General features: G+C 40.3%; 10 protein-coding genes. 8 read left to right on the top strand and 2 right to left on the bottom strand.

Going from position 1 to position 13,606, the window contains the following annotated elements:
* Nucleotides 1-3: 3 nt before the first annotated feature.
* Entirely contained in the window at nucleotides 4-2,028 is a 2,025-nt protein-coding gene (gene rep / locus DD649_RS05390) for a DNA helicase Rep (RefSeq protein ID WP_294104393.1), read from the top strand.
* A 44-nt stretch (nucleotides 2,029-2,072) separates the two neighbouring features.
* Here the strand turns inward: rep and gppA are convergent, their stop codons facing one another.
* Nucleotides 2,073-3,578 carry a guanosine-5'-triphosphate,3'-diphosphate diphosphatase gene (gppA, locus tag DD649_RS05385; RefSeq protein WP_336429414.1) on the bottom strand — a complete coding sequence of 502 codons (1,506 nt, stop codon included), beginning with the start codon at nucleotides 3,576-3,578 and terminating at the stop codon, nucleotides 2,073-2,075.
* 11 nt (nucleotides 3,579-3,589) lie between these two features.
* Nucleotides 3,590-4,876 (bottom strand): ATP-dependent RNA helicase RhlB, encoded by a 1,287-nt coding sequence (gene rhlB / locus DD649_RS05380; protein ID WP_294104389.1) that lies wholly within the window; start codon nucleotides 4,874-4,876, stop codon nucleotides 3,590-3,592.
* Nucleotides 4,877-4,993: 117 nt separating this feature from the next.
* Between rhlB and trxA the strand changes: the two genes are divergently transcribed.
* From trxA to rffG, 7 genes are all read left to right on the top strand, one after another.
* Nucleotides 4,994-5,320 (top strand): thioredoxin TrxA, encoded by a 327-nt coding sequence (gene trxA, locus DD649_RS05375; protein ID WP_294104387.1) that lies wholly within the window; start codon nucleotides 4,994-4,996, stop codon nucleotides 5,318-5,320.
* Nucleotides 5,321-5,979: 659 nt separating this feature from the next.
* Entirely contained in the window at nucleotides 5,980-7,239 is a 1,260-nt protein-coding gene (gene rho / locus DD649_RS05370) for a transcription termination factor Rho (RefSeq protein ID WP_294104385.1), read from the top strand.
* A gap of 642 nt (nucleotides 7,240-7,881) precedes the next feature.
* Nucleotides 7,882-8,967, top strand: a complete 1,086-nt coding sequence (gene wecA / locus DD649_RS05365; protein ID WP_294104383.1) for a UDP-N-acetylglucosamine--undecaprenyl-phosphate N-acetylglucosaminephosphotransferase — start codon at nucleotides 7,882-7,884, stop codon at nucleotides 8,965-8,967.
* Nucleotides 8,968-8,995: 28 nt separating this feature from the next.
* A complete protein-coding gene (gene wzzE, locus DD649_RS05360; RefSeq protein ID WP_336429410.1) occupies nucleotides 8,996-10,054 on the top strand; it encodes an ECA polysaccharide chain length modulation protein in 1,059 nt (352 codons plus the stop codon).
* A 98-nt stretch (nucleotides 10,055-10,152) separates the two neighbouring features.
* Nucleotides 10,153-11,283 carry a UDP-N-acetylglucosamine 2-epimerase (non-hydrolyzing) gene (gene wecB, locus DD649_RS05355; protein WP_336429436.1) on the top strand — a complete coding sequence of 377 codons (1,131 nt, stop codon included), beginning with the start codon at nucleotides 10,153-10,155 and terminating at the stop codon, nucleotides 11,281-11,283.
* The gene (gene wecC / locus DD649_RS05350; protein ID WP_336429407.1) at nucleotides 11,280-12,542 is read left to right on the top strand and encodes a UDP-N-acetyl-D-mannosamine dehydrogenase; all 1,263 of its coding nucleotides are present in this window, start codon (nucleotides 11,280-11,282) and stop codon (nucleotides 12,540-12,542) included. The genes wecB and wecC overlap by 4 nt, the downstream gene beginning before the upstream one ends.
* A complete protein-coding gene (gene rffG, locus DD649_RS05345) occupies nucleotides 12,533-13,606 on the top strand; it encodes a dTDP-glucose 4,6-dehydratase (RefSeq protein WP_294104376.1) in 1,074 nt (357 codons plus the stop codon). Before wecC ends, rffG begins: the two co-directional genes overlap by 10 nt.

The raw sequence follows: 13,606 nt of genomic DNA, 5'->3' as shown, positions 1-13,606 counted from the left end.
GCCATGCGATTAAACCCAAGCCAACAACAGGCAGTCGAATTTGTGGAAGGCCCATGCCTTGTGTTAGCAGGGGCTGGTTCAGGTAAGACTAGAGTTATTACCAATAAAATTGCGCATCTTATTCGTCAATGTGGTTATCAGCCTCGTCAAATTGCGGCTGTGACCTTTACGAATAAAGCGGCTCGCGAAATGAAAGAGCGAGTGGCACAAACATTGGGTAAAAAAGAGGCGCGTGGGTTAATTATTTCGACTTTTCATACATTAGGCTTGGAAATTATTAAGCGTGAATATAAAGCGCTGGGGATCAAAGCTAATTTTTCCCTATTTGATGATCAAGACCAAATGGCGCTGTTGAAAGAGCTAACATTTGATTTACTTGAAGAAGATAAAGATTTATTGAAACAGCTAATAACAGCTATTTCAAATTGGAAGAATGATCTGATTTCACCGCAACAAGTGATTGGGCAAGCTCGAGGTGAGAAAGAGCAACATTTTGCTGAATGTTATCGTCGTTATGAGTTGCATTTAAAAAGCTGTAATGTTCTTGATTTTGACGATCTGATTAGCAAACCAACCATACTTTTAAACCAAAATGAAGAAGTTCGTGAGCGTTGGCAGCAAAAAATTCGTTATTTGCTGGTGGATGAATATCAAGATACCAATACTAGTCAGTATCAATTAGTCAAATTATTGGTTGGTCAACGTGCAAGATTTACGGTTGTGGGTGATGACGATCAATCAATCTATTCATGGCGAGGTGCTCGACCACAAAATCTCGTTTTGCTTAGCCAAGACTTTCCTAAGCTTAATGTGATTAAGTTAGAACAAAATTACCGGTCATCAGAGCGTATTTTGAAAGCGGCAAATATTCTTATTGCTAATAATCCTCATGTTTTTGAAAAGAAGCTTTTTTCTGAGCTAGGTTATGGGGCACCATTAAAAGTCCTAACCGCAAATAATGAAGATCATGAAGCGGAAAGGGTAATTGGCGAATTAATTGCACATCATTTTATTAATAAAACTGAATATAAAGATTACGCTATTTTGTATCGAGGTAATCATCAATCACGCATTTTTGAAAAAATGCTGATGCAAAACCGGATACCGTATCGCATATCTGGGGGAACTTCTTTTTTCTCTCGGCCTGAAATTAAAGATTTACTTGCTTATTTGCGAGTGCTGACTAACCCAGAAGATGATAGTGCGTTTTTGCGCATTGTGAATACACCACGCCGTGAAATTGGTCCTAAAACAATTCAAAAATTAGGTGAATGGGCAAACCAACGGGGTAAAAGTCTCTATCAAGCCAGTTTTGATCTAGGTTTAGAGCAAACTTTAAAAGGCAAAGGTCTCGAGTCTCTTCAAAAATTTACCCATTGGATGGATGACATTGTTAAAATGTCGGAGCGAGAACCCTTATTTGCTGTTCGTGATTTATTGCGCGAAATGGATTATGAAAGCTGGTTGTATGAAACGTCAACTAGCACTAAAGCAGCTGAAATGCGAATGAAAAACGTCAATCAATTATTTTCATGGATGGGTGAAATGATTGAAGGAGACGAATTAAATGATCCGATGTCCCTGACTCAAATTGTGACCCGTTTTACATTGCGAGATATGATGGAGCGAGGGGAAGATGATGAGGATTCCGATCAAGTTCAATTGATGACATTACATGCTTCTAAAGGATTAGAGTTTCCGTATGTATTTTTGGTTGGCATGGAAGAAGGGCTTCTTCCTCATCAAAGTAGTATCGATGAAAATAATATTGATGAAGAGCGACGATTAGCTTATGTCGGGATCACTCGTGCACAGCGAGAGCTATTTTTTACCCATTGTCGTGAACGTCGTCAATATGGTGAATTAATTCGTCCTGAATTAAGCCGTTTTTTACTTGAATTACCGCAAGATGATCTTGAATGGGAACAGCAACGTAAAGTCGTAAGCGCAGAGGAGCGAATGCAAAAAGGACAATCTGCGTTAGCGGATATTAAGGCGCGATTAGGATTAAAAAAAGCCGGTGATTAGGTCAAATTGATTTCACGCTAAGTTAACCTTAGCGTGAAATGGGATCAACTATTAGAACTATTGCGTTCTTCGAGCTCTAACGTCCAGTTTACATAGCTTTGCCACTGAACCTCTTGTTGCAAATTTTCAGCACGTAAAGGGTACTCAGTTAACCAACGGTAAGGCAACATAATGGTAAGAATGTGAGAGTTCACATTCAGTCTCAATGCTGGCAAAGTGTCATCACGTCTACGGCTCGCGAAAATAATCGCTAATCTGAGTAAGCGACACAAATCATAGGTTTGCTGTATTGGCAGTGCATTTTGTTGGCTAAGAGAGGCGAGATCTACAGGCCCTTGCTGATTTTTTAATAGAGCAGCAAGTAAGCGTTTTTGAGCGGGAGTGAATCCGGGTAAATCAAGATGCGTGATTAAATAACTCGCATGTTCAGGCCCTTGGCGAAAATCAACACTCAGGCCAATTTCGTGCAATGCACAAGCGCTCAATAATAAATCTCGACAGCGGGGTTCTAAATTCCAATCTTTTGCAACTTGTAGATAAAAATGTTCTGCGAGTTGGCTAACACGACCAGCTTGTTCGATATCAACTTGAAAGCGACGTTGGATATTACGCAATGTACGAGCTCGAATATCTTGCTCGATAGGCAGTTCAAGCATGCCATACACTAAGCCTTCACGTAAAGCGCCGCCAGCAAGTGTCATATTATCAATATCGAGTGCTTCAAAAATGGCGATTAAAATCGATAGGCCACTTGGAAATACAAGTGCACGTTCAAAAGTAAGCCCTTCAATTTCAAGTTCTTCCAGTTTATGACACTGTATTGCTTTGCGCTTAAGATGTTGCAGTTTAGAGAGTGTAATAAGCTCATCCATGCCTTGTGCAATCATGATCTCTTGAATCGCTTGAACAGTACCTGATGCCCCTACACAAATTTTCCACCCGTGAGTTTTTAAGGCATCAGCGATAGGCGCAATCACATTCAATGCAGCGGCTTGTGCCTGTGCAAAGTTTTCTTCTGTTAGCGTCCTATCACTAAAATAACGTTCAAGCCATGTTACACAGCCCATTTCAAGGCTATAAAGCTGCTGTGCTTTTGCACCTAAGCCTGTGACAAGCTCTGTACTGCCACCACCAATATCGACAACTAAGCGTTGGTCTGGACCGCCAGTGGTGTGTGCAACACCTTGGTAAATTAAGCGCGCTTCTTCTTCTCCCCGAATAACTTTGACGGGATTGGCAAGGATTTCGCTGGCTTTTTCGATAAAAATATCTGCATTCTTTGCTAAACGTAATGTCGCAGTGGCGACAACACGGATTTGAGCACGAGGAATATCCTGTAAGAGCTCAGAAAAAAGACGCAGACATTGCCAGCCTCGCTCCATCGCTTGCTCTGATAGCTGGTTATTTTTATCTAACCCAGCAGCAAGGCGAACTTTACGTTTGACCCTGGAAATTATCTGAATACTGCCTGCCGATTCGCGAACAACTAACATATGAAAACTGTTTGAACCTAAATCGATTGCAGCATAAAGAGAAGAAGATTTCAGCATATTATTTTTACTTAGCCTGGACGTTTCTGGTTATTACGAGGACCATTATGGCGACGTGGCGAATTTGAATTGCGACGAGGGCCTCCAGGACGTGGGCGATGACGGCGTTTTGGTGCCGGAAGATCGCTTAACAGAGCATCACTATTATATTTACTGACTGGGATTGAATGCTGAATATATTCTTCAATCGCCGGTAAATTAAGTGCGTATTCTTCGCAAGCTAGCGTAATTGAGTTACCACTTTCACCAGCACGACCCGTTCGGCCGATACGGTGTACATAGTCTTCACAATCATCAGGCAAATCATAGTTAAAAACATGAGTGACTGAAGGAATATGTAAACCACGAGCAGCAACGTCAGTGGCGACTAAAATATCAATTTGGCCTTGCGTGAACTCTTCTAAAATTCGTAGACGTTTTTTCTGTGCGACATCACCAGTAAGTAAGCCAACTCGATGACCATCAGCGGCAAGATGCGCCCAGATATCATCACAGCGATGTTTAGTATTGGCAAAAATAATACAACGCTCAGGCCACTCTTCTTCAAGTAAAGTTTGTAGCAGGCGCATTTTTTCTTCATTAGAAGGGTAAAATAACTCTTCTTTGATGAGATGACCTGTTTTTTGTAAAGGTTCTATTTCAATGTATTCAGGATTATTCATTTGCTCAAACGCTAGCTCTCTAACACGGTAAGATAGTGTTGCGGAGAATAGTAAGTTAAGTCTTTCTGACGCCGCAGGAATGCGACGAAATAGCCAACGAATATCTTTAATAAAACCAAGGTCATACATGCGGTCTGCTTCATCCAGTACAATTACCTGAATTGCACTTAAGTCAACGTAACCTTGTTTAGCGTAATCGATTAGACGTCCTGTGGTGCCAATTAGAATATCAACACCATTTTGTAGAACTTTTAATTGCTCATCATAGCCATCACCACCATAGGCGAGACCCATTTTCAGGCCAGTATACTCTGCAAGCTCTTTTGCATCAGAGTAAATCTGTACTGCTAATTCACGAGTCGGTGCCATGATAAGCGCGCGTGGCTGATTATTTTTTTTCCCTTCAATAGCAGGGTGAGTTAATAGATAATGAAATGTAGACGTTAAAAATGCTAACGTTTTGCCCGTACCTGTTTGCGCTTGCCCCGCAACATCTTTGCCTTTGACAGTGAAAGGCAACGTGAACGCCTGTATTGGCGTGCAATAGTCGAAGCCTTTTTTACTAAGGGCTTCAATGACTTTAGGGTGCAATGCGAAGTCGGAAAACTTCTTTTCTGTCAAGTGTGCTTTACTCATAGTGTGTTAGAATATCAGTTAACGGTTGATTTACGAAAGCGTATCTTTTGAAATAAAGCATCCTGCTGCCAATAATGTTACACTAAATCTGTAAAAGATGATCCTTTGGAGTACAACATGAGCGACAAAATTATACATATAACTGATGCAAGTTTTGAAACTGCAGTTCTACAAGCAAGTTCACCTGTTCTCGTCGATTTCTGGGCAGCATGGTGCGGTCCTTGTAAAATGATCGCGCCTATTCTTGATGAAGTAGCTCAAGAATATACAGGCAAACTGACCATCGCAAAACTGAATATTGATGAAAATCCGGCTACCGCTCCCAAATATGGTATTCGTGGTATCCCTACGCTTCTATTATTTAAGAATGGTAGTGTAGCAGCAACAAAAGTTGGCGCACTATCTAAAACGCAACTGAAGGAATTTCTAGACGAAAATCTGTAAGTTATAGTTATATGTAAGTTAAAACGTTTAGCGGTAAATCTATTTTATGTAGAGAGCCGCTAGACGTCCTCTTTCAAGCATGATAAGTTAACTACATTCCTCGTGTATCACTCGTAAGAATTATCTTGTATTCCATTGCTCTTACCTTATATATCTAGTTTATCAGTGTAGTAATAACTTAGTGATATTGTTGCTATATTCCATCTCTGTGGTTATGCAATTTTAGAACGTATAGATTAAAGGTAATCTGTTGCCTGTCAGCTATCAACTTCAGTCGACTGAGCCATAGGATACAAGTAGTGAATTGAGTAAAATTTAATATTGATCATTTATGTTTTAGTGCGTTGATTGAACTTAAATTTGTGATATTGGAATAAATGTTGTCTTAAATGTACAAAAAACTATTGCTAATATTGTGTACGTTTCTAATAATATACAAACATCATCCAGATGAGTAATAGCTGAATGTGCACTATCATGTTAATGCAACGATAGCAGCAAACACAAAATTTTACGCATTGTTGTTGGTTTCTTATGAGTCACTATCAACAGGGCGCTATAAAGTTAAACTGGCACTTATATTATGGCCTTATATTATAAGTTGCTTTCAATTTACGTTCATAGTTCGAGAATTACCCCGAGTTAAAGAACCCACCATTATGAATCTTACCGAATTAAAGAATACGCCAGTATCAGATCTGATTACGTTAGGCGAAAACATGGGGCTAGAGAATTTAGCCCGTATGAGAAAACAAGATATTATCTTCTCAATCTTGAAGCAGCACGCTAAAAGTGGAGAAGATATTTTCGGCGATGGAGTATTGGAAATATTGCAAGACGGATTTGGTTTCCTCCGTTCAGCTGATAGTTCCTACCTTGCAGGCCCTGATGATATCTATGTTTCCCCTAGTCAAATTCGTCGTTTTAACCTACGCACCGGCGATACCATTTCAGGAAAAATTCGTCCACCTAAAGAAGGCGAACGTTATTTTGCCCTCTTGAAAGTTAACGAAGTTAACTACGACAAACCTGAAAACGCCCGCAGTAAAATCCTTTTTGAAAACTTAACCCCATTACATGCAAATCGTCGTCTTCGTATGGAACGTGGTAATGGTTCAACTGAAGATTTAACTGCACGAGTACTTGATTTAGCTGCACCAATTGGCCGTGGTCAACGTGGTTTAATTGTTGCACCACCAAAAGCGGGTAAAACAATGTTACTGCAAAATATTGCAACTAACATTGCCCAAAACCATCCTGATTGTGTATTGATGGTATTGCTTATTGATGAGCGTCCTGAAGAAGTAACTGAAATGCAGCGTTTAGTTAAAGGTGAAGTTATTGCTTCGACCTTTGATGAACCAGCAGCACGTCACGTTCAAGTTGCAGAGATGGTTATTGAAAAAGCAAAACGTCTCGTCGAGCACAAAAAAGACGTTATTATTTTACTTGATTCAATTACACGTCTTGCTCGTGCATATAACACAGTTGTACCTTCTTCCGGTAAAGTATTGACAGGTGGTGTGGATGCGAATGCATTACATCGTCCAAAACGCTTCTTCGGTGCTGCTCGTAACGTCGAAGAAGGCGGTAGCTTAACAATTATAGCAACTGCGCTAGTTGATACTGGTTCTAAAATGGATGAAGTTATCTACGAAGAATTTAAAGGTACAGGTAATATGGAATTACACCTGTCCCGTAAGATAGCTGAAAAGCGTGTTTTCCCTGCAATTGATTATAATCGTTCAGGCACACGTAAAGAAGAACTTCTGACGACGCAAGATGAATTACAAAAAATGTGGATCTTACGTAAAATTATTCATCCAATGGGTGAAATTGATGCGATGGAATTCCTCATCAGTAAACTTGCAATGACCAAAACTAACGAAGAGTTCTTTGATTTTATGAAGAGAGCTTAACGGTTAAGGTTTATTAGTCGACTGATAAAAATAGGCGCAACCTCAGGGGAGCGCCTTTTTTTTATTTTTTATCTATCTGGTCTTTGTATTGATTGCTTAATATATTTTTATGCTGGGGGCTGTCAGAATTATTCTTGATTTATTATTTTTCTAAAAATAGATCTAGCGCTTGGTTTTTAATCAATAAATAGGACAGTTTATATTTATTAGATATCAAAAAATGATATTTTATAAAATGTAGTTGGGTATCATAGGTTTATTTTTTTCGTAAACAGAACGAAATAAACGCTGTCAACTTACTGTATTTTATGTGAATTTTATTTATACATTTTGTGAGTCAATATAAATATATTGACTAATAAGGTAAGGAATATATTTAACTCTATTAAAGTGTATTGTTTTTATGGCATGCATCTTGCAGCTATTAAGTATAAAATCGGCGAGGTAACCTTGTCGAAATAAAGTATGGAAGTGAGGTTTCATTTATTAGTTATACTGGATAAATAGCATAACTAATAAAGATTCGTCTTATAGTAGATTTTTTTGTTGAGATGATAATGCTGTAGCTATTGTTTGTGTATCGGCATTAGTCCAAAAAAATTTAGTTTTTTTAGTTAAATAGAATGATGAGAGAGTCGAACTGTGGATATCACACACTTTATAACCAGCCTCTTCTACGTTTTCTTGTTTTCGTTGGTCTTTATTTTTATCGCCCGAGTTGTTGCAACAAAAATCGGCTTGGTAGATAAACCTAACTTCAGGAAAAAACACGTAGGATTAGTTCCCCTTGTTGGGGGAATATCGGTTTTTTTTGGGATCTGTTTTGCATTTATCATTACAGAGGAATATATACCTCATAAATGGTTATATATCGCCTGTGCAGGATTACTTGTTTTTATTGGCGCACTAGATGACAGGTTTGATATCAGTGTGAAATTAAGAGCAGGTGTTCAAGCGATTGTTGCCGTAGTGATGATGACGGCTGCAGGGTTAAAACTTGAATCTTTAGGGCATGCATTTGGTCCATGGGAGCTTATTCTCGGTCCATTTGGCTATATTGTAACCTTATTTGCAGTATGGGCTGCGATTAATGCATTTAATATGGTTGATGGTATCGATGGGCTTTTAGGGGGATTATCTTCCGTTTCCTTTGGTGCTTTGGGCTTTTTATTGTATCAAAGTGGTAATTATGCGTTAGCATTTTGGTGTTTTGCGTTTATAGCCGCTATCCTTCCTTATATCCTTCTTAATTTAGGCATCCTAGGTCGCCGATTTAAAGTCTTTATGGGAGATGCGGGAAGTACATTAATTGGCTTTACAATTATTTGGATCCTTGTTGCTTCGACACAAGAGCAAGTTCATCCGATAAATCCGGTGACTGCATTGTGGATTATTGCTATTCCTTTAATGGATATGGTTGCCATTATGTATCGTCGTATTCGCAAGGGAATGAGTCCTTTTTCACCTGACCGTCAGCATATTCATCATTTGATTATGCGTTCAGGCTTTACACCGAAAGGCGCATTTGTACTTATTACATTGTCAGCAGCGGTATTGGCATGTATTGGTATTCTTGGCGAACGTTTATCTTTTGTACCTGAATGGTTAATGTTGGCATTATTCTTGCTTGTATTTATGATGTATGGTTATTGCATTAAACGCGCTTGGAAAGTCGCTCGCTTTATTAAGCGAGTTAGGCGTAGAGCACGTCGAGGTGCAATACGGTAACGAAAAACGTAAATAGAGGTTCTGTGCAGTGAATAACTCAGAAACGCAACCTAGTCAGTATCAAGCTCCTGTAGAACCGGAATTGGATATCCGTGGTTTATGCCGCTCATTATGGCAAGGCAAAATCTGGATCGTTGCATTTGCAGTGGTGTTTGCTGCAATTGCATTGGGTGCTTCCTATTTCATGCAGCAAAAATGGAGCTCAACTGCAATCACGGACCTACCAACAGTTAATAATCTGGGAAGCTATTATTCTCAGCAACAATTCCTGCGTAACCTTGATTCACGTATTAATAATGTTGGGCAAGAAGGACAATTACCAACGATAGCGAAAGAAGCTTACCAAGAGTTTACTAAACAATTGGGAGCTTACGATACTCGCCGTCAATTTTGGTTGAATACCGATTACTATAAGCAACGTTTGGAAAATGATCCTAAAGCTGATGCTGCATTATTAGATGAATTGATTAATGACATTGAGTTTACGCCAGCTGATGAAGTTAAAAATCTAACTGATAGCATTAAGCTCGTTGCTGAAACATCAACTGATGCAAATCAGCTTTTACGTGAGTACACGCAATTTGCAAATCAGCGTGCAACTACGAATCTGAATGATGAAATAAAAGGCACTTGGGCGACAAAAATGCAATCGATGAAAGCGTTAGTAAAACGTGAAGATATGGTTGCTCAAGCTGCATATGAAAGACGTTTGAATTCACTTGAACAGGCACTGAAAGTGGCTGAAAAGCAAGGAATTGTACGTAACCAAAGTTCAACGCCCGTTGATGAAATTCCTGACTCTAAGATGTTTATGTTAGGTGTGCCATTATTACAGGCGCAGATTGAAACATTAAAAGCTACAGGCCCTGATCATGACTCTGACTATGATCAGAACATTGCAATGTTATCAACATTGAGTGTAGGGCCGACTCTCCAAGATAATTTTCAGGCATACCGTTATCTACGTACCCCTGAAGATCCAGTCAAACGCGATAGCCCACGCAGAGCCTTTATGATGATTCTGTGGGGAGCAATCGGTATGTTAGTTGGTGCCGGAGTGGTACTGTCTCGCCGTCGCCCATCATGATTTTAAATAAGCTACTGGCTCTTTGAGTCAGTGGCTTCATGAAGTCATTAAAATTTAAAAAGCAGCAAACTGCGAACGATAAATATAAGAGAGTCACTGTGAAAGTATTGACTGTATTCGGCACACGACCGGAGGCCATTAAAATGGCACCGTTGGTTCATGCACTCGCTGATGATGCAGACTTTGAAGCAAAAGTTTGTGTAACAGCCCAGCATCGTGAAATGCTAGATCAAGTACTGAAACTGTTCGAGATCACTCCAGATTACGATCTCAATATTATGAAACCAGGGCAAGATTTAACCGATATCACATGCCGTATCCTTGAAGGATTAAAAGCGGTATTTGCAGATTTTCAACCGGACGTCGTATTAGTTCATGGTGACACAGCAACAACCATGGCAACTAGTCTTGCAGCGTTCTATCATCGTATTCCTGTCGGTCACGTTGAAGCAGGATTGCGAACAGGCGATCTTTATTCTCCATGGCCTGAAGAAGCTAATCGTAAAATTGCAGGCCATCTTGCAATGTATCATTTTGCACCAACAGAAAATTCACGCCAGAATTTATTAAAAGAGTCGATACCTGATAGTCATATCTTTGTCACAGGTAACACTGTCATTGATGCATTGTTATGGGTGCGTGATAAGGTCATGAGCGACCAGCACATGATGGAAAAATTAGGGGCTAATTATCCATTTATTGACCCAAATAAGAAAATGATTTTAGTCACTGGGCATCGTCGTGAAAGCTTTGGTGGCGGTTTTGAACGTATCTGTCATGCGCTAGCTGAAATAGCACAAGCCCATCCGGATGTTCAAATTGTTTATCCGGTACATTTAAATCCAAATGTTGGTGAACCGGTTAAAAGAATACTGCATGATATTGATAATATTATATTAATTAGTCCGCAAGAGTATCTGCCTTTTGTTTATCTGATGAATCATGCTTATTTGATCCTAACAGATTCGGGCGGTATTCAAGAGGAAGCCCCGTCTCTGGGTAAACCTGTTTTGGTGATGAGAGATACAACAGAGCGTCCAGAAGCAGTAGATGCAGGCACAGTTCGCCTTGTTGGTACAAATACACAAAAAATTGTGGAAGAAGTTAATCGGTTACTGACAGATGAAGCGGAATATCATGAAATGAGCCGCGCCCATAACCCTTATGGGGATGGTCATTCTTGTCAGCGTATTCTTGACGCATTAAAAAGCAATCAGGTGAAATTATGAGTTTTGAAACTATTTCTGTTATCGGCCTTGGTTATATTGGTTTACCAACAGCAGCAGCCTTCGCTTCTCGCAAAAAACAGGTTGTTGGCGTAGATGTCAACCAACATGCGGTGGATACCATTAATCAGGGTAAAATCCATATCGTAGAACCCGAACTCGATGTGGTGGTGAAAACTGCCGTTGAAGCGGGTTATTTGAAAGCCTTTACTAAACCTCAGCCAGCTGATGCTTATTTAATTGCCGTACCAACACCGTTCAAAGGTGAACATGAACCAGACTTGGTTTATGTAAAAGCTGCGGCGGAATCTATTGCACCTGTATTGAAAAAAGGTGACTTAGTTATTCTGGAATCGACTTCACCAGTAGGTACCACAGAGCAAATGGCTGAGTGGATGGCGCAAGCGCGTCCTGACTTAACATTCCCACAACAAGCTGGTGAAGATGCCGATATCGATGTGGCATATTGTCCTGAGCGTGTATTGCCAGGCCAAGTGATGGTTGAATTGATTAAAAATGACCGTGTTATTGGCGGAATGACACCAAAATCATCACAACGTGCAAGTGAGTTATATAATATTTTCCTTGAAGGTGAATGTGTTATCACCAATTCAAGAACCGCAGAAATGTGTAAATTAACGGAAAATAGCTTCCGTGACGTGAATATTGCATTTGCTAACGAATTATCACTCATCTGCGCGCAGCAAAATATCAATGTATGGGAATTGATTAGCTTAGCTAATCGTCATCCACGCGTTAATATTTTACAACCAGGTCCAGGTGTCGGTGGACACTGTATTGCCGTTGACCCTTGGTTTATCGTGGCTCAAAACCCACAGCAATCACGCCTTATCCATACTGCGCGTTTAGTTAACGATGGCAAGCCAATTTGGGTTGTTGATCAAGTTAAAGCCGCAGTTGCGGATTGTTTGGTTGAAACCGGTAAGAAAGCTAGCGAAATCACCATTGCTTGTTTTGGTTTGTCTTTCAAACCGAACATTGATGACTTGCGTGAAAGCCCAGCGATGCACATCACTAAGATGATTGCTAATTGGAATCCAGGTAAAACCTTTGCAGTTGAACCACATATTCATGAATTACCAACTTCGCTTAAAGGTGTGGCTGAGCTAGTTTCAGTGGAACAGGCTGTGGCTGACGCTGATGTGATTTTGATGTTAGTTGATCACAATGTATTTAAAGCTATCCAAGGCTCATCAATCAAGCAAAAATGGGTTGTTGATACCAAAGGAGTATGGCGTTGAAACGCATTCTAATCACAGGTGGAGCTGGTTTTATCGGCTCCGCAGTTGTACGTCATATTATTGAGAACACTCGCGATAGCGCTATTGTTGTCGATTGTTTGACCTACGCGGGTAATTTGGAATCACTCGCTGATGTCGCGAGCAACGAACGTTATGCTTTTGAGCAAGTGAATATTTGTGACCGCGCGGCATTGGATAAAGTTTTCGTTCAATATCAGCCTGATGCTGTCATGCATTTAGCGGCAGAGAGCCATGTTGACCGCTCAATTGATGGTCCGGCAGAGTTTATCGAAACCAATATTGTCGGTACTTATACGTTGTTGGAAGCGGCGCGTCATTATTGGTCGTCGCTGGACGAAAGCAGAAAAAATGCATTTCGTTTTCACCATATTTCAACGGATGAAGTGTATGGCGATTTGGATGGCCCAGATGGGTTCTTTACTGAAACAACACCTTATGCACCAAGTAGTCCATATTCAGCATCCAAAGCATCAAGCGATCATTTAGTCCGTGCTTGGCAGCGAACTTATGGTTTACCAACGATGATCACCAATTGCTCGAATAATTATGGTCCTTATCATTTTCCTGAGAAATTGATCCCATTGATTATTCTTAATGCTATATCAGGTAAACCGTTACCTGTTTATGGTAAAGGGGAGCAAATTCGTGATTGGTTGTTCGTAGAGGACCATGCGCGTGCTCTACATTTAGTGGCAACTAAGGCTGATCCGGGTACGACCTATAATATCGGTGGGCACAATGAGCGCCGCAATATTGATGTCGTGGAAACGATTTGTGCGCTACTAGAAGAGTTTTGCCCGCAAAAGCCTCAGGGTGTGGTTCATTATCGTGATTTGATCACTTATGTGAAAGATCGGCCGGGTCATGATATGCGATATGCCATTGATGCGGCTAAGATTGAACGTGAATTGGGCTGGACACCACAAGAAACTTTCGAGTCAGGCATCCGTAAAACGGTGCAATGGTACTTGAATAATGAAACTTGGTGGCGTCGAGTACAAGATGGCTCCTACGCGGGTGAACGCCTAGGTTTAGGTAGTTAG

The sequence above is a fragment of the Providencia sp. genome (genome assembly GCF_003533305.1).
Classification (GTDB): domain Bacteria; phylum Pseudomonadota; class Gammaproteobacteria; order Enterobacterales; family Enterobacteriaceae; genus Providencia.
This window is presented reverse-complemented; position numbering and strand designations above follow the sequence as displayed.